This is a genomic window from Bacillus sp. FSL L8-0193, assembly GCF_037976065.1.
GTDB classification, from domain to species: Bacteria; Bacillota; Bacilli; order Bacillales; family Bacillaceae; genus Bacillus; species Bacillus paralicheniformis.
On record NZ_CP150261.1, the window covers coordinates 1403683 to 1420808 of the forward strand.

The following is a 17126-nucleotide window of genomic DNA, read 5'->3' on the forward strand; positions in this document are numbered from 1 at the left end:
AAGAAGACGGAAAGTGAGGAAGACAAACGTGAAGAACGAAAGTGCGACGTACAGCCCGTCACCATGGCGCGTTGTCAGAACAAATAGCGACCTGTACATTTATTCAGCTTACAGTAAAGCCGAAAAGAAACGGTTTCCTTATTCCAGCGGGCGGGTGATTGCCAAAGTCGCCGACTACAGCGCATATTCCAAGGAAAAAAATGCCCGCTTAATCGCCGCGGCTCCCGAACTTTTGACCGCAGCGAAGCTCACGCTTGCCTATTTGAAGCGAAAACGGCCCGCTCGCTCTAATTCAGTTGAGAATCAATTGATAAATATTTTAGAAAAAGTCGTCACAAACGCGGAATTTGAAGAGGAGGAAAATAGATGAACCATCCGGCAAAGATACAAGATATCCACGATACGACGGTTGCAAGCCGCCTTAAAAAAGGAAAGGTGACAGTGATCGTTCTTGATGGAATGAACGGCACAGCTTGGCAGGCCGAGGCGCCTGAACACGGTAAAACCGTCATTGAAACGAGAAAGGGAGACCTCGCAAGGGTCGAATTTGAAATCGGCTATAAGCTATAGTTCTACAACTTGCATATTTGTCCAAGACGGAAAGCCTGCGGACGCTGATCAGATGCACATCTTACTGTGCGGCTGATTGGTGTCCTTTTTTATTTCAAAAAAACGGAGGTACACAAAATGGAAGATTTGCTTTTCGAATATAAAAGAGCGCTGAAAAACACGAAAAAACTGTATCGGGCCTATCAGGATGAACAAGGGCTGACTGCTGAACAGCTGAAAGATAAAAAACTGATCAGAAACATGATGACCGATTTGGAATATGTGATCGACTGGCTTGAAAACGGAAGGGAGCCGGGAATCAGAAGGGCGATTGACAGGCGAGACGCTTATAAACGGATGCTACTGAAAGATCCGCTGATCATCGACACGTTCTCAGAACAGATTGCATTTGAACCGGCTCAAGAAGTGTCAGCGTACGATAAAGCCCGGATTGAAACCGCGCTGTCTGCCCTTACGGCACGCGAAAAAGAAATCTTCATTTTACATAAGGTCGAACAGTTTTCCTATGAGCGGATTGCCGCCATGCTCGGCATCAAAAAGTCTACTGTTCAAACCAATGTGAAACGGGCACAGCTGAAAATCGCGAAACAAATCGAAAAGCCCCTCGATTGTATGGCATAACGATATATCTGTCTTTTGTCATACGTTTGCCACCTATAAGTGAAAAGAGAAAAAATATAATAAAACATACAGTTCTTAAATGGAAGATTCATATAGCGATGAAATATTACTGTTTCCGGGAATGAGAGGCGGTGAAGATGAACAATGCCAAGGAAAAGGGATCCAAAAAGGGATGAAGCTTTTCGTCTCTATCAACAATACGGGGGAAACATTACGAATCTCGCAATCGCAAGAGAACTCGGTGTTTCAAATCAAAAAGTCAGCGTTTGGAAAACCCGTGACCGCTGGAAAGAGGCTGTAAACGGGGAGGATACGAGCAGAGGAAAAGCAGATATCCGCAATGAAGGGCTGAATGAACGGCAGCGTCTGTTTTGCATCTATTATGTGAAAAGCTTCAATGCTACCCAAGCAGCGATAAAAGCCGGCTACTCCCCTGCCAGCGCTCATGTGACAGGCTGCCGGCTTCTGAAAAATGAAAAGGTGGCCGATGAGATCAGGCGGATCAAAAAAGAGATGGTAGGGGAGATATTCGTTGAGGCGATGGATGTTCTCCAAGTCTATGTGAAAATCGCATTTGCCGATATGACCGATTATGTGACTTTCGGCAAAAAAGAGGTACAGGCTGTCGGAAAGTCCGGACCGCTGTTTGATGAAGAAAACAATCCGGTTATGAAAGAGATCAGCTTTGTCGATGTGAAACATTCCGACCTCGTCGATGGTACAGTCATCACAGAAGCGAAACTCGGGAAAGAAGGAATTGCAATCAAGCTGGCCGATAAAATGAAGGCGCTCGAGAAGCTCTCACAGTATTTCGATCTTTTCCCTGATTCATTTAAGCGGAAAATTGAAAATGAGAAGCTGAAGCTCGCCAAACAAAAAGCCGACAAAGATGCGGAATCAGGACCCGTTGAAGTGGTCATCACCAGAAAAGGTGATTTGGCTTGATTATAAAAGAAGTCAATCCGCATTTTGAAGATTATTTGTTTAACTGGGATCAGACGTTTCAATTTCTTGTCGGCGGATACGGTTCGTCAAAAAGCTATCATACTGCTTTAAAAGTTGTATTAAAGCTGCTGCAGGAAAAGCGCACCGCTCTCGTTGTAAGGGAAGTGTTTGAAACACACAGGGATTCGACTTTTTCTTTATTCGCAACCATTATCGATGAGCTGGGTGTTCAAACGGCGGCAGAGGCCGTTTCTTCTCCGATGCACATCAGGTTTGCAAACGGCAGCCGGATTATTTTTAAAGGGATGGACAACCCGGCGAAATTGAAATCCGTCAACAACATCTCGCTGATTTGGATCGAAGAATGTTCGGAAGTGAAGTATGAAGGCTTCAAGGAACTAATCGGCCGGCTGAGGCATCCTGATCACAGGCTGTATATGATATTGACGACAAACCCCGTCAGCCAGTCAAACTGGACGTACAGACACTTTTTCAAGGATGAGCGGAACAAGCGGTTTATTTTGGATGATGAGGTTTTGTATGAAAAGCGGGTCGCTGTCGTCGGTGATACGTATTACCACCATTCTACAGCGGATGACAACCTGTTTTTGCCGAAAAGCTACCTCAAACAGCTTGATGATATGAAAGCATATGATCCCGATCTGTACCGGATTGCCAGAAAAGGACGGTTCGGGGTAAACGGCACCAGGGTTCTGCCGCAATTTGAAGTGATGGAGCATGAGGAGGTCATGAGACAGATCTCCGCCATTTCCAACCCGCTGAAGAGAACCGGAATGGATTTCGGATTTGAGGCATCATACAATGCCGTCGTCCGGGCGGCCGTCGATCCCGACAAAAAATATCTCTATATTTATTGGGAGTACTACAAAAATAAAATGACAGACGACAAGACGGCCGAGGAGCTTAACGAATTCGCGGTTACGAAGGAGCTGATCAAAGCCGATCCCGCTGAGCCGAAAAGCATTCAGTTTTTCAGGCAGAACGGCTTCAACATGACAGCAGCCCGCAAGTTCCAAGGCTCGCGCCTGCAATATACGAAAAAAATCAAGCGGTTTAAAAAAATATTCTGTTCTGACCGATGTGCCAATACGATCTACGAATTGCAGCCGCTGACCTATGCGACGGATAAAAACGGCAATCTGAAGGAGGATCAGTTTACAATTGATCCGCACACACTTTCCGCGCTATGGTACGCGCTTGATGATTATGAAGTCACCGATTTGAAGGCTGAGCCGGAAGTGAGAAAACGGCCGAACAGGAAAAGGGGGAGATAGTGTATGTCCACTCAGCAAACGGTAAGAGCAAAAGTCATGAAATCCCGTTTTCACGAGCCTGTAACAAAACAAATATATGAAGATCAATTTTCGGAGATCTACGGAGATGAGATTATCGCACCGCCGTACAATTTGAAAGAACTGAAAGCCATTGCCGAATATTCTTCAATTCTCCAGCAATGCATTGACGCCTATAAAACGAATATTGCAGGGTTCGGGCTTGATGTCGAGTACGCTTTTGATTTTAATGGTGCGGATGTGACGCCCGATAAGAAAAAGGCTGCTGAGACCGATTGGACAAGGCTTGAAGATTTTTGCCGCCATCTTCATTTCGATGAATCGGCTGAAACGATTTTAAGCCATATGATAGAGGACCGCGAAAAAACGGGGAACGGGTTTTTGGAGGTGCTCAGAAACGGCACGGGGCAGCCGGCCGGAATTGAATATCTCGATGTCAAAAATATGCGCGTATGCGGATTGACAGAACCGATCGAAGTGGAATTTGCCTACATGGAAAACGGATCGCTAAAAAACATCAAAAGGGAAAAAAGGTTCCGCAAATACGTTCAGATGATTGAAGGCAGGAAGGTGTACTTTAAAGAGTACGGCGATCCGCGCGTCATGGATATGACCACCGGAGCGTTTGACAGACAGACTCCGCCTGAACGAAGTGCGAATGAAGCGATCCATTTTAAAATCGGCAGCGGCGTCTACGGCGTTCCGCGCTGGATCGGAAATATCGTCAACCTGTACGGAGCGCGGAAAGCGGAAGAGCTGAATTATATGTATTTCAGACAAGGCCGGCACGTCCCCGCCGTTATTACGGTTGAAAACGGCATGCTCTCAGAGGCTTCGTACAGAGAGCTGCAGGAATATATGAACGACTTGGAAGGCGTTGAAAATGCCCACAAATTTTTGCTGATCGAAGCGGAGGGGATCGCACAGGAAAAAGACATTCACGGCAGCCAGGACATTACGCCGGTGAAAGTGGACATCAAATCACTCGCCGAAATTTTGCAGGAAGATGCGCTGTTTCTTGAATATGACGAGAAAACGCGGAATAAAATCCGCTCTTCCTTCAGGCTCCCGCCGCTCTACACCGGTGATGCCCATGAATATAACAGAGCGACAGCAGATACCGCCCGCAAAATCACCGAAGAACAGGTTTTTGAACCGGAGCGGAAAATATTGATCGGCAAGCTGAATACGCTGTTTCTCCGTGATTTAAACATTTTCCATGCGAGGCTCCAATTGAAAGGACCGGACTTTCGCGATCCACTTGAGATTGCAAAAGTGCTCGGTCCTTTTATTCAAGCGGGAGCGGTATCTGCAAATGATTTGCGTGACCTGGCCGGCAGAGTGCTCGGCAAGACGCTCGATGAATGGCCGGAGGAAGAATTCAGCAGGCCGCTCGGTTACCAGCAAAGCGCAAAGCGTGCTGAAGCGGAAGCCGGAGCACTGCTGCCTGAACTGCAGGAAGCCGTCGAGACATTGAAACAGATCACTGAAAGGAGGTGAACACTTCGTGCCGAGAGAGCTTAAAAATGCCAAGATCAATTTCGTCAGTTATGTCGACAAAGCGGCGAACAAAAAGAAATTCTTTATGACGAAATCGAGTGAATCGCCGACATTTGAAAAGGAAGTCAAGCTGATTGCGAAAGCCGAGGATGAAAAGAAGCTCGTCTACGGCGTGGTCTACGAGCCGGACATTCAGGATGCCCACGGCGATTTTATGTCGGCTGACGAAATCCAAAAAGCCGCCCACGGTTTTCTGAAAAATGCCCGGAAGATCGACAAGGATCACAATTTCCAGGGAGGCGTCGGAGAAGTCGTGGAGTCCTATGTTGCGCCGGCTGATTTTGAAGTGAACGGCGAAACGATTGTGAAAGGCTCTTGGGTGCTGGTGACAAAAGCCGGCGATGAGATCTGGGAACAGATTAAAAAAGGAAGCATCACCGGCTACAGCATGGCGGGCACTGCCGAAACGGTCGAACACCCGCCCCGCGCCGGCTCTAAAACCGATGAGACCGGCAGTTTCTTTCAGCTGTTTAAGCAGTTTTTTGCCGGCGACAAACAAAAAACGGGAGAGGAAGAAAAAAAGATGAAACGATCAGAAGTTCAAGGAACGATTGAAGCCGTCTTGGCTCCGCTTCTCAAACGTCTTGACGATTTGGAAGGGGATAAAGCGGCGGACGAAAAAGAGCAGCAGACAGACCAGGATGCACATGTGAAGGAAATCGTCGAGGACATGCTCGCCCCTCTGATTGCGCGCATCGAAGCACTCGAAAAGATGAGAGGTGCCTCAAAGCAGGCAGCGGCTGAAAAAGAAGGAGAAGAAGAAGTTAAAAAATCGATTTGGAGCGGATTGCTTTAATTTGGAGGAGGAAGAACATGAGAAATCAAGAGATTATTCGTAAAGCCGAGATGTCGCTTGCGACGTTGAAAAGCGGAGGATTAATGAATCCGGCGCAGGCTTCTGCATTTATTCGCATGGTGCAAAACACGCCGACAATTTTCAGCGAATCACGTGTGATTCAAATGGAAAACGACTCGCAAAAATTTGAAAAAATCGGTTTTGGCCAGCGGATTTTAAGAGCGGCTGATGAAGGGAAAGCATTGGCGAAGGACCAATTAACCGCACCGGTGACCAGCACAGTTGAACTGAATGCGAAAGAAGTCATTGCCGAAGTCAACATTACTTATGACACGCTCGAAAATAACATTGAAAAAGACGGCCTTCAACAGACGCTGATGCAAATGCTGGCGGAACGGGCCGCTGTGGATATTGAAGAACTGATCGTCAACGGTGATGTTGCGTCTTCAGATCCATACCTTGCTCAACTTGACGGAATCCGGAAGCAGTCCGTCTCTCACATCGTCGATGCAGGCGGGGAGCAAATCAGCCGACAGCTTTTCAAACAGGGACTGAAAGCTGTTCCGGCAAAATATATGCGCGTTCCGCAGGAATTCAGATTCTACACATCGCTCGGTCAGGAGATCGAATGGAAAGACCGCGTCGCAGACCGTCAAACCACTCTCGGGGATGCGGCTGTACAGGGCGGGCTTTCAACCGCTTTTGGCGTGCCTGTTAAAGGGGTCTCAAATATTCAGCCGTATGCGTACGGAGAAGGAGATGCAGCCGCCGAAGCATCAGACATTATTTTGACGCATCCGAAAAATATTATTCTCGGTTTCTCGCGCAATATCAGAATTGAAGTCGATAAAGACATTCGCGCGCGCAAATTTATCATTGTCCTGACGGCAAAACTGGACAGCAAATTCGAAGAAGAAGACGCGGTTGCAAAAATCGTCAATGTAAAAGAGTAAATGCCTGAGTCCGAACGTTTTCACTGAAAGCATCGCCAATCGGCGGGAAACGAGTCCGAGCACAAGCGAAAGCGCCCCGGACAACAGCTAAAAGCTCTGGAAGGATGTGATGAACATGCTGATCACGCCCGACGATATCATTCAATATTCCGTTATTGAAGCCGTGAAAAACCGGCCGCAGGAATTGCTGCGGCAGGATATCCTTGAAGCCGAAGCGGAAGCCGAGCAGATCACGGGGCATCGTTTTACAGATGAAAAATATGATCCGCTGCCGGAAAAGGCAAGGCTCGCTTTGCTGCAGCTGGCACAGTACTTTGCATTGAAAAACGGTGATGAATCGCTTTTGAAAGGCTACAAATCTGAGAAATTGGGTGACTACTCCTATACGCTCTCAAGAAGCGGTGGCCTGGCGAAGCCCGACGTCTATAAACTGCTCGAAGAATTTATTCTTGATTATGAATCTGTCCGATTCAAGGTGCGGCCGCTATGAGCTACAAAAGTCTATTAAGCGACCGTTGCGATATCTATCATTTAAAGGAAGATCATGCAGAGGAAGCAAGGTACGGCATTCCCGCGCCAAACCTGCAGCCGATTCGCACATACGGGGAAACACCCGATCTTCAAAACGTTCCCTGCTATTTTACGGAAAAAAATCAGTCGATCGTCCAGCAAGATCCCGAAAAGGTCATTTATCATTCATATTTGGCCCATTTTCCGGCGGATGCAGATGTGCGCCTTCACGATCTTGCGGTCTGGAACGGTGTCAGCTACACGCTCCAGCAGCCGCGCAACATCAAAGGCCATCACCTGGAAGTCTTAGCGGTCAGGGATGAAAAACTATGAAAATCAAAGGATTGAAACAGCTATCGCGGACGCTGGAAAAAGCGGGGCAGAGCGGCTTTCGAACTGAAGCTGCCAAGTGGCTTGAACAGACGGGAACCGATTTTTTAGATCTGGTCCGCGACGAAATTGTACGCGCCGGATCGATTGATACCGGCAGCCTTTTGCGCTCTTTCAAGCGAGGGGCTGAAGGGAACATATGGGAAATCGAAAAAGGCGGACTCACGCTTGAAGTCGGGACGGAGTTAGAGTACGCCTCATTCGTAAATGACGGCCATTGGACAGGCGGAAAAGAGGAAGTCAGGTGGATTCCGGGACAATGGCACAGCGGCCGATTTCAATACGATCCCGGTTCTTCGTCCGGCATGGTTTTAAAACGGCAATGGGTAAAGGGAACAGGCTATTGGGAGCATGCGTTTTACATATTTGAGCGTTTATTTGAAAAACGCCTGAATGAAAGGCTGCAAACATGGCTGAATTCCCTTTAAGGAGGTGAAGCTTTGAACGACGAAACGGGATCTGTTATGAATTTCTTTTATCAAGTCTTTCCTGTCGTCTGTTATGAAAAGGAAATACCCGACCATTTTCAAATACCGTCGCTATATTTTCCTCCCCCTTCTGTTTTTGATGAAAATGATACGGTTTCAACATTTAAAAAAGTCTTCACCCTGAATGTGAAACTGTTTCACCATGATTCACAGCAGGCCCACGATCATGCCGAGCGCATTGCAGACGCCGTAAGGGAAGCGCGGCACATCATCCCGCTCATTGACCGGTCGGGTAAAGACACGGGAGACAGCTTGAGGATCAGCCGGATCGAGACGAGGATAGGGGATTCCGGCACCGCGTCCATTATTATTCAATGGAACAGCCGCTACTGGTACAAACGGGAAACCGAACTTTCTCTGGAAACAATCGATTTTACAAACGGGGTGAAATAATTGACAGTCAGCAAAAAAACAAAGACCGAAGCAAAAAAGGCGCCTCTTGAGGAACGAGAAGCGCTGTTCTACATCGAGGATCTGAGGGAGCACGCGAAAGAGCTTTTCGGCATTAAACCGGAAGTTCTCGACGGTGCTCTTTTTCATGTGAAAGAAGAGCAGATTTCAAAGCTTGAGGCAAGTCAGCTTATTCAAACATTTTTAGCCAAGGAGGTCATGAATTAATGAACGGCGGAACATTTACACCAGGCAAAGAAAAAGATCGTGCCGGCATTTATTTTAATTTTAAAACGACAGCAGAGGAGCGGGTTTCCGTCGGGGACCGCGGCACAGTTGCCCTTCCTGTCGTCATGAGCTGGGGGGAGCCGCAATCATTCGTATCGATTTCCAGCATTGAAGATTTAAATAAAAAAGTGGGATTGAACATCGATGATCCGTCTCTTCTGCTTTTCCGCGAAGCGAAGAAAAACGCACAGACCGTTTTGCTGTACCGTCTGAACACGGGAGCGCCGGCGAAAGCCCAAATCGGCGAAACGCTGAGTGTAACGGCAAAATACGGAGGCGAGAAAGGGAACGACATTTCAATCCGCATTTCCGAAAATGTGCTCGATTCTAAAAAGTTTGATGTCACAACCTTTGTCGGAACAGATGAAGCTGACCGGCAAACCGTCAAAACGGCAGAAGAGCTTACCGCAAATGCGTACGTCACGTTTCAAGGGGAAGGCGCGCTTGAGCTGACAGCGGGCACAAAGCTTTCAGGCGGTGATAACGGAACAGCAAGCGTTGCCGATTACACCGCGTTTTTAGATGCGGCCGAAACGGAATACTTCAATACGATCGCACTTCCGGTTGCAGACAATGAACAGCTGAAAGCCACTTTTGCCGCTTTCATCAAACGCCTCCGCGATAAGCAGGGCCAGAAAGTCCAAGGCGTAGTCGCCGATTATGCCGGAGACGATGAAGGCATCATCAATGTAACGGGAGGCGTCGTGCTGGAAGACGGCACAGAAATCACGCCTGAAAAAGCGACGGCATGGGTTGCCGGAGCAAGCGCAGGCGCGACTTTTAACCAGTCGCTGACATTTGTCGAATACGAAGGAGCTGTTGATGTTCTGAACCGTCTGGATGAAGATCAGGTCATCGAACGTCTGAAAAAAGGCGAGTTTTTATTTACGTTTGATGCACGCGATCAATCGGTCAGTGTCGAAAAAGACATCAACTCTTTAACGAGTTTCACTGCCGACAAAAACAAAAAATTCTCGAAAAATAAAATCATCCGCGTCCTTGACGGAGTTAACAATGATTTGACCCGCGAATTAAAGGCTTTAATCAAAGCGCGAAAAGCAAGCGGCAGCGACATTCCTGCATCTGACGACGGTTTGCAGTACGTCAAAACGCTGATCATTCAGTATATGACGGCGCTTCAGGAAGCCGGCGGCATTACCGGTTTTGATTCTGAAAGCGATATTGCCATCACACTGAATGAAGACCGCGACGGGTTTTTAATCGATTTGGCCGTTCAGCCGGTTGATGCAGCAGAAAAATTCTACTTTAATGTGGAGGTAAAATAATATGGCATTAAAAGCGCAAAACACGATTTCCGGAAAAGAAGGCCGTCTTTTTCTCGACGGACAAGAGATGGCTCATATCAAAACATTTGAGGCAAACGTCGAAAAGAATAAAGCCGAAGTCAATATTATGGGCCGCCGCATGACGGGCCACAAGACAACAGGTGCAAACGGCACGGGGACGGCGACATTTTATAAAGTCACGTCTCAATTTGTCACATTAATGATGAACTATGTAAAAAAAGGCGATGATCCGTATTTCACGCTCCAGGCCGTCCTTGACGACCAGTCATCAGGCCGCGGAACGGAACGTGTCACACTGTATGACGTGAATTTTGACTCAGCCAAAATCGCCGGCCTTGACGTCGATTCAGAAGCGCTGGAAGAAGAAGTGCCGTTCACATTTGAAGATTTTGACGTTCCTGAAAAACTGAAAGATACGTTTTAAAAAAGAGCCCCGTATCCCGCTTTTTAAACTTAGATCGCAAAGGCTGGTCTTAAAGAAGGAAGCCGATTCAGTAGTCAGGACATTTAACACCAAGCACTCTCGCCAAGCCGAGGGTGCTTTTTCATTGCCAATTTAAAAATTGAATGTTAAAGGAGCAAGCAGACATGAGCGAAAAACAAGAAGAAAAAGTATATGATTTATCCTTTTTTATGCCGGGACAAACCGTTGAAGCCGAGGAAATCAAAGTGCCGATCTCAAAGCGGTTCGTCGATAAAAAGGGCAATGTCATTCCGTTTGTGTTTAAGCCGATTACAACCGAGCGCATTGACGAGCTTGAAAAAGAAAATACGACTTATAAAAACATCAAAGGCAGGGGCCGCGTCAAGGATCTCGACACCCAGCGCTTTTACGCCCGAATCGCCATTGAATCGACGATCTATCCTGATTTCCGTTCAAAGGAATTAAGAGAAGCCTATCAAACGGCCGACCCGGTCGAAGTAGCCAAACGCGTTCTGTCAGTCGGAGGGGAATATGCGAACTGGCTCAACAAAGCGATTGAAATCAACGGCTTTGAAGACGACCTTGAAGATCTGGAAGAAGAAGCAAAAAACTAATCAAGGATGGGAATAAAGAAGCGGTGTATCTCTATTTTGCGATGCACGAACTTCACTATTCTCCATCCCAGCTCCGGGAGCTGTACGAAGCCCCAAAACCGTTTAAAGCATTTTTATACGGACTCATCAGCTACAAACTTCAAATCTTGGAAAAAGAAGCGAGGAAAGGAGGTACATAATCCATGGCAAAACTGACGGCACGTTTTGACCTTGAAGACCGGGTATCTAAGAAGCTGCGAAGGATTCAGAAGGGGTTTACGGTTTTAGAAAAGAGAGCCGAACGATTGAACAGGCAAATCAAAATTAACATCAAAACGGAAGATCAGGCTTTTTTTCGGCTTAAAAAACTGAACAATTACCTGATGAGAAAGTTCATTCACTCCGTAAATATTGGGGTGATTATAGATGACCAGGCATCCGCTCAACTAATAGAAATACAAAGAAGATTAAAAAGAATCCCGCCAGAAACAACCGTTAAGTTAAATTTAGCGGACAATGTCTCACAAAAGTTAACTAAAATTAAAAGGATGCTCTCTAAGCGTGAATATTCCTTTTCAATCTCTGCTGAAGACCGTGTAACATTAACAGTTAAAAAAATAATCGGCTACCTCAAAAACAATTTGAAAAAAGGTTACTCAGTTCAGTTATATGTGCTTGATAAAATAACGAAAACAGCAAGCAGAATTGCCTCACTCTTAAAAAAACTAGAGAAAACGTACATTGTCACAATTGATTTAAACGACAAGGCGACGAATAAAATCAAAAACAAAAAAGTTTCAGGCGAAACATCAGAAGTCAAACACAATAAAAAGAGATCTTTCTTCGAACAAGGAAAAGACTTGTTAGGTGAATGGTGGAAAAAATCAGGATGGCCTTGGATAAAGGATACTGGGAAGGAAATTGGCAAGGCATTTGTAGATCGATTTAAAGATAGACTGATGGAGAAATTGAACAATGATATTTTTGATAAAATCATTGATAAAATCTTAGGTCCTCAGTCAACAAAAGGTTCTCAGTCAAAATCAAGTGGTTCAGGTCATGAACAATGCTGCTGTTTATATCCGCAGAAAGAGTTGCTAAGTTCAACCGGAAATAGTCAAACGGTCTCTGTTTCAGGTTCAAGTGAAGAGCATAAAGGTTGGAATTTAAAAAGCCTATCAAGGGGAATTATACCTGCTGCCAAGATTCTCTTCTATTTAAAAAGTTTAAGGCCCGCCAAAGAACCCGGTAAACTTGCAAAATTATTAGAGCCCTTAAAACCAACGCTTGAAAAATTAAAGCCGCTAGGTAAAAAATTAAGTCCGCTAGGCAAACTTTTGCCGCTTACAGATCTAATCGGCATCAACAAAGATAACGCAGGCGAAAAAATTGGTTCTGTAGGCGGCCGTATGTTAGGCACTTATGGTGGAGAAGCTGCCGGAGCGACACTTGGAGGATTGGTTGCAGGACCTCCGGGTGCAGTGATTGGGGGAGTAGTGGGCGGCTTTGCAGGCGGGATGGGCGGAGAAAAGGCAGGCGGTTCCCTCGGTAAAATGTTTGACACTTCCCAATTGAAGGAAGATCTCATGAACACGCTGTTTAATGGAGACTGGTGGAGCGAACAGTGGGATTCCCTTAGTCAAACCGCTTCAAATACATTTTTAAATGGCGACTGGTGGGGAGAAAAATGGGGATCTCTTAAAGAAACAGCCACAAATACGTTTTTAAATGGAAACTGGTGGGCTGAACAAGCCGGCTATCTTTATGGCACTTTGGAAGCTACATTTTTAGGTCCATTGAGTAATGTTTGGGGAACCATTGCAGGAACAATCAGCGAGACGATTTTTAACGGGGACTGGTGGAGTGAAAAATGGAACAATGCAGTAACATGGGCGCAGAATACGTGGGACGGAGCTGTCTCTGTATGGGACTCCATTACAGGAACCATTAAAGACACCGTTTTCAATGGAGACTGGTGGGGTGAACAATGGGGCAACGCTGTAACATGGGCGCAGAATACATGGGACGGAGCTGTCTCTGTATGGGACTCCATTACAGGAACCATTAAAGACACCGTTTTTAATGGAGACTGGTGGGGTGAACAATGGGACAACGCAGTGTCATGGGCGCAGAATGCGTGGGACGGAGCCGTCTCTGTATGGAACTCCATTACAGGAACCATTAAAGACACCGTTTTCAATGGGGACTGGTGGTCTGACCAATGGAATAGCGCTTTAGAAAGGGGTAAAAGTATTTTCGAAGGCGCGAAAAGCTGGGTCGGAGAGAAAGTTGAATATTTTCAAAAAGGTCGGGAAAGAGCCCATAAGGATCATGGCTTTGACGGCTATGCAACAGGCGGCTACATCACAAAACCGACCATCTCCTGGATCGGTGAAGCCGGAAACGAATTTGTCATCCCGACGGAAAACAACCGGGGACGCGGGAAGATGCTGCTTGCCCAGGCCGCGACTAAGCTCGGCATGCGCGTTGTTGACGACATGGGGGCCGCGGCGGGAGACGGGGGAGCTTCTTCTCCGGTTTCAAGCACCGCTTCATATTCGGCTTCTGTGTCGCCTGCTGTCGGCGTCGGGAATATAACGGCAGAGGCGCAGGCTTTCGGTCGGGAATTCACCGGCGGCTTTGACAAAGGGATCGGCTCAAACGCTCCTTCCCTTGATCAATGGAAGCAAAAAAACATCAGCAAGCCGTTTAGCAGCCTGCCGGCAGAATCGTCTAATTACGGAAAACAGGCGGTCGCCGGGTTCGCTTCCGGGCAAAATACTACCGCGACCGGAACGGGCGGTTTTCTTCAAGCAAAAGTAAATGCGCCTTATCAAACAACGGTGAAGACGTCATCTTCCTGGGGCGCAAATACAGTCAAAAACTTCGCTTCCGGGCAAAATGCAACACCGACCGGGACATCGCAGTATGTTGATAAAAATATCAACAAGCCGTTCCTTGATTCGAAACAGTCGGCTGCAGGCTGGGGATCAGGAATGGTCGGACACTTTATCAGCGGCATGAATGGAAAAGGCAGCGAAGTTTCTCAAGCTGCAAACAACTTGGCGAAAAAAGTGGAAAAAGCGTTTCGCGAAGAGCTGGATATTCATTCTCCGTCCCGGGTTATGATGAATCTCGGGCGTTTTGCGTCGGTCGGGATTGTCAAAGGTTTAAGTTCTGTCGATGTCAAAAGTTTTGCGGAAAAACAAGCGGGCTCACTGGCTGCTGCGTTTTCCGGAATCGGCGCCGTCGGCGGAAATGTAAAGTCGTGGCTGATGCAGGCGATCATGGCTACCGGTTCACCGGCGTCGTGGCTGCAGCCGCTTTCTGTCATTGCTCAAAAGGAATCCGGCGGAAATCCGCGCGCCTCTAACGGCTGGGACATTAACGCCAAGCGGGGAGACCCGAGCAGAGGTTTGATGCAGACGATCGGCCAAACGTTTAATGCGTACAAAGGAAAAGGAATGAATGATATTTTCAATCCTGTTCACAACGCGGTAGCGGCCATCAATTACATCAAATCACGATACGGGTCGCCATTTAACACGCCGGGGATTAAAAGCATGGCAAGAGGCGGAGCTTATAAAGGCTATGCCAACGGCGGCCTGATCACCAGCGAGCAGATCGCCCGCGTGGGTGAAGGCGGCAAGCGCGAATGGATCATTCCCGAAGAGCGCGGCATCCGCGGCAGATATTTGCTTCAACGGGCTGCAGGCGCGCTCGGAATGGAAGTGCATAACCCCGCTGAAGGATCCGGTTCCATTTCAAGCGGTCAGGCGGCTGCAGCCACCGCAGGCGGGGCCCGATCCCGGCAGCCGGCTGGAAACGGCGCCAAAGAAGTCAACATCTATATTACCGGCGACAATCATTATCACAGTGAGCGCGACCAGGAAACATTGATTGCGAAAATCAAGCGCGCTCTTGTCGATGAGCTTGAACGGGATATCCATATTGGGACGAAAGGAAGCGTAGCTTATGACTAAATCCGTGTACGAATTTTGGCTGACGCAAGGAAAGGAAAAGCTGCGCCTCCCTGTGCTTCCCGAGCAGCTTGACGTCAGCAATAATCTTGCGAACGAGTCTGTAAAGGTGTCAAAGTTCGGCGAGGTTACATTTATCAATGAACCGGGAGCAAAGACGATTTCATTTTCGTCTCATTTTCCGAAAAAGTATTCTCCGCTTGCGGAATATAAAGGGTTTCTTTCGCCGGAGAACGCGATTCTCAAAATCGAGAAGTGGATGAAAGCAAAAAAACCGGTTCAATTCCTCGTGACGGGTACGAAGATCAATTTCACATGCAGCATCGAAAACTTTTCGCATCGTGAGGGTGAAAAGGATATCGGTGACCGGGATTTTGATCTCACATTAAAAGAGTATCAAACAGCATCACCTCGGAAGATCAAGCAAAAAAAGAAAACGAAGAAAAAACGGCCGTCCAAACCGGCTCCAAAAATGTACACCGTCAAAAAAGGCGATACGCTCTGGTACATCGCAGGCCGTTTTTACGGAAACAGCCAGGAATGGCGGAAAATTTGGAACGCGAACAAACAGGCGATGATCAAACGAAGCAAGCGAAACATCAAACAGCCGGGGCACTGGATTTTTCCGGGGCAAAAGCTGAAAATACCATAAAACGATGCGCCGGGTGAACCGGCGTTTTTCTGTTAAATCAAAAGCAGGGGATAGCGATGATCGAATTATTTGTCATAAAAGAAAGCGAATGGTATGAACTTGTCACTGAAAGTGTCACATTGGAAGGAGAAAGGTACCAGGCCCCTCGTTCGATCGAAGCGTCGATTGTGATCAAGCAGGGAAGCCATAAATATTACAGCGTGCAGGAAGGCGATACCGTTTTATTTAAATGGAAAGGAAAAGAACTGTTTCGCGGAATTGTGTTCAGCAGGGTGCCGAAAGAATATACGCTTACGTTTAAAGCGTACGACATGCTTCAGTACTTGGTGAAAAACCAGGATGTCTATGTATTCTCGAACAAAACAGCCGCTGACATTGTCAAACGAATTGCGAACGATTTTCAAATTCCCAAAGGCCCGATCACAAGCACCGGACATACGATTAAATCACTCGTCTTTAAAGACAATACGAGCCTGTATGACATCATCTTAAAAGCGCTGAGGGAAACAAAAAAGCAAACCGGAAAAAACTATCAGCTGTATGCCGAAAAGGGAAAGCTGTGTTTAAGAGCATGGCCCGAGCCGGAGGATATCTGGGTTTTGGAAACAGGTGTGAACATTACGGACTACGCTTACAGTACGTCAATCGATGAAACGGCAACCCGGGTGAAGCTGAGAAAGCAGAAAGATAACAAAACCTATACCGCATCAGCCAGTGATGAAGCCGGTATGAAAAGATACGGTATTCTCCAGTATACAGAAACGGTTTCGGATGATATTAACGAGGCGCAGCTGCGCGACCGGGCGAAGAAGATACAGGCTGAAAAGAAAGGCGTCAAAAAAGAGCTAAAAAGCATACAGGCGCTCGGTATACCGGAAGTCCAAAGCGGACTGCCGGTTTATATATCGATTCCGGAAGCGGGCATTAAAGAAACCTATTGGGTTGATAAAGATAAACACGATTTTGCAGGGACAAAGCATGTGATGACGATTGATGTCGTCGCGAAAAATACAATACCTGAAGGAGCGACTTCATGAAATTAAGCGATGCGATAAAAGAGCTGGCTCTTGGAGCCGTAAACGCTGAATCGCCTGTTGATGTCATGCCGGCTGAAGTCGTGTCCGCTTCTCCGCTCAAGCTGAAGCTCCGCAATCATGATAAATTGGTGATCCCCTCCGACTTACTGGTGGTCGCCAGGCATTTGACAGAACATACGGAACAGATCCGGATTGACGGAGAAGACAAAACGATTCGCTTTTACAGCCAATTGCATGCCGGCGACCACGTGATGATTGCCGCCATGCCTGGGGGGCAGTCGTTTTTCGTGATAGACAGAGTGTAGGAGT

The 17126-nt window shown here is 47.1% G+C and carries 21 protein-coding genes; all 21 read left to right on the forward strand.

Annotation, left to right across the window (positions count from 1 at the left end):
- Window positions 1-28 precede the first annotated feature (28 nt).
- The 21 genes from MHH76_RS07050 to MHH76_RS07150 all read left to right on the forward strand — a co-directional run bounded on the left by MHH76_RS07050 (window position 29) and on the right by MHH76_RS07150 (window position 17122).
- On the forward strand, window positions 29-370 hold the full coding sequence (locus MHH76_RS07050) for a hypothetical protein (RefSeq protein WP_023856714.1): 342 nt from the start codon (window positions 29-31) through the stop codon (window positions 368-370).
- A complete protein-coding gene (locus tag MHH76_RS07055) occupies window positions 367-570 on the forward strand; it encodes an XtrA/YqaO family protein (RefSeq protein ID WP_020451011.1) in 204 nt (67 codons plus the stop codon). The genes MHH76_RS07050 and MHH76_RS07055 overlap by 4 nt, the downstream gene beginning before the upstream one ends.
- A 117-nt stretch (window positions 571-687) precedes the next feature.
- Window positions 688-1191 carry a sigma-70 family RNA polymerase sigma factor gene (locus MHH76_RS07060; protein WP_020451012.1) on the forward strand — a complete coding sequence of 168 codons (504 nt, stop codon included), beginning with the start codon at window positions 688-690 and terminating at the stop codon, window positions 1189-1191.
- 144 nt (window positions 1192-1335) lie between these two features.
- Window positions 1336-2136: a terminase small subunit gene (locus MHH76_RS07065; RefSeq protein ID WP_020451013.1), complete on the forward strand. Its 801-nt coding sequence runs from the start codon at window positions 1336-1338 to the stop codon at window positions 2134-2136.
- Window positions 2133-3431 (forward strand): PBSX family phage terminase large subunit, encoded by a 1299-nt coding sequence (locus tag MHH76_RS07070; RefSeq protein ID WP_020451014.1) that lies wholly within the window; start codon window positions 2133-2135, stop codon window positions 3429-3431. The genes MHH76_RS07065 and MHH76_RS07070 overlap by 4 nt, the downstream gene beginning before the upstream one ends.
- 3 nt (window positions 3432-3434) lie before the next feature.
- Entirely contained in the window at window positions 3435-4949 is a 1515-nt protein-coding gene (locus tag MHH76_RS07075) for a phage portal protein (protein ID WP_023856715.1), read from the forward strand.
- A 7-nt stretch (window positions 4950-4956) separates the two neighbouring features.
- Window positions 4957-5805: an XkdF-like putative serine protease domain-containing protein gene (locus tag MHH76_RS07080; RefSeq protein ID WP_020451016.1), complete on the forward strand. Its 849-nt coding sequence runs from the start codon at window positions 4957-4959 to the stop codon at window positions 5803-5805.
- Between the two features lie 17 nt (window positions 5806-5822).
- Complete coding sequence (locus MHH76_RS07085; RefSeq protein ID WP_020451017.1) at window positions 5823-6758, forward strand: phage major capsid protein; 936 nt, start codon at window positions 5823-5825, stop codon at window positions 6756-6758.
- A 115-nt stretch (window positions 6759-6873) separates the two neighbouring features.
- Window positions 6874-7248, forward strand: a complete 375-nt coding sequence (locus tag MHH76_RS07090) for a DUF3199 family protein (RefSeq protein WP_023856716.1) — start codon at window positions 6874-6876, stop codon at window positions 7246-7248.
- Complete coding sequence (locus tag MHH76_RS07095) at window positions 7245-7601, forward strand: YqbH/XkdH family protein (protein ID WP_020451019.1); 357 nt, start codon at window positions 7245-7247, stop codon at window positions 7599-7601. Before MHH76_RS07090 ends, MHH76_RS07095 begins: the two co-directional genes overlap by 4 nt.
- The gene (locus MHH76_RS07100; RefSeq protein ID WP_023856717.1) at window positions 7598-8086 is read left to right on the forward strand and encodes an HK97 gp10 family phage protein; all 489 of its coding nucleotides are present in this window, start codon (window positions 7598-7600) and stop codon (window positions 8084-8086) included. The genes MHH76_RS07095 and MHH76_RS07100 overlap by 4 nt, the downstream gene beginning before the upstream one ends.
- Window positions 8087-8098: 12 nt before the next feature.
- The gene (locus MHH76_RS07105) at window positions 8099-8539 is read left to right on the forward strand and encodes a hypothetical protein (protein WP_023856718.1); all 441 of its coding nucleotides are present in this window, start codon (window positions 8099-8101) and stop codon (window positions 8537-8539) included.
- Window positions 8540-8764 carry a hypothetical protein gene (locus tag MHH76_RS07110; protein WP_020451022.1) on the forward strand — a complete coding sequence of 75 codons (225 nt, stop codon included), beginning with the start codon at window positions 8540-8542 and terminating at the stop codon, window positions 8762-8764.
- The gene (locus MHH76_RS07115; RefSeq protein ID WP_023856719.1) at window positions 8764-10110 is read left to right on the forward strand and encodes a phage tail sheath family protein; all 1347 of its coding nucleotides are present in this window, start codon (window positions 8764-8766) and stop codon (window positions 10108-10110) included. Before MHH76_RS07110 ends, MHH76_RS07115 begins: the two co-directional genes overlap by 1 nt.
- Window position 10111: 1 nt before the next feature.
- A complete protein-coding gene (locus MHH76_RS07120) occupies window positions 10112-10555 on the forward strand; it encodes a phage tail tube protein (RefSeq protein WP_003180830.1) in 444 nt (147 codons plus the stop codon).
- A gap of 164 nt (window positions 10556-10719) precedes the next feature.
- Entirely contained in the window at window positions 10720-11169 is a 450-nt protein-coding gene (locus MHH76_RS07125) for a phage portal protein (RefSeq protein WP_023856720.1), read from the forward strand.
- Window positions 11170-11210: 41 nt separating this feature from the next.
- Window positions 11211-11348: a hypothetical protein gene (locus MHH76_RS07130; RefSeq protein ID WP_095290311.1), complete on the forward strand. Its 138-nt coding sequence runs from the start codon at window positions 11211-11213 to the stop codon at window positions 11346-11348.
- Between the two features lie 3 nt (window positions 11349-11351).
- Window positions 11352-15131 (forward strand): transglycosylase SLT domain-containing protein, encoded by a 3780-nt coding sequence (locus tag MHH76_RS07135; RefSeq protein WP_023856721.1) that lies wholly within the window; start codon window positions 11352-11354, stop codon window positions 15129-15131.
- Window positions 15124-15780: a LysM peptidoglycan-binding domain-containing protein gene (locus tag MHH76_RS07140; RefSeq protein WP_023856722.1), complete on the forward strand. Its 657-nt coding sequence runs from the start codon at window positions 15124-15126 to the stop codon at window positions 15778-15780. The genes MHH76_RS07135 and MHH76_RS07140 overlap by 8 nt, the downstream gene beginning before the upstream one ends.
- 56 nt (window positions 15781-15836) lie before the next feature.
- Window positions 15837-16817 (forward strand): hypothetical protein, encoded by a 981-nt coding sequence (locus MHH76_RS07145; RefSeq protein ID WP_020451029.1) that lies wholly within the window; start codon window positions 15837-15839, stop codon window positions 16815-16817.
- The gene (locus MHH76_RS07150; RefSeq protein WP_023856723.1) at window positions 16814-17122 is read left to right on the forward strand and encodes a DUF2577 domain-containing protein; all 309 of its coding nucleotides are present in this window, start codon (window positions 16814-16816) and stop codon (window positions 17120-17122) included. Before MHH76_RS07145 ends, MHH76_RS07150 begins: the two co-directional genes overlap by 4 nt.
- The last annotated feature ends 4 nt before the right edge of the window (window positions 17123-17126 follow it).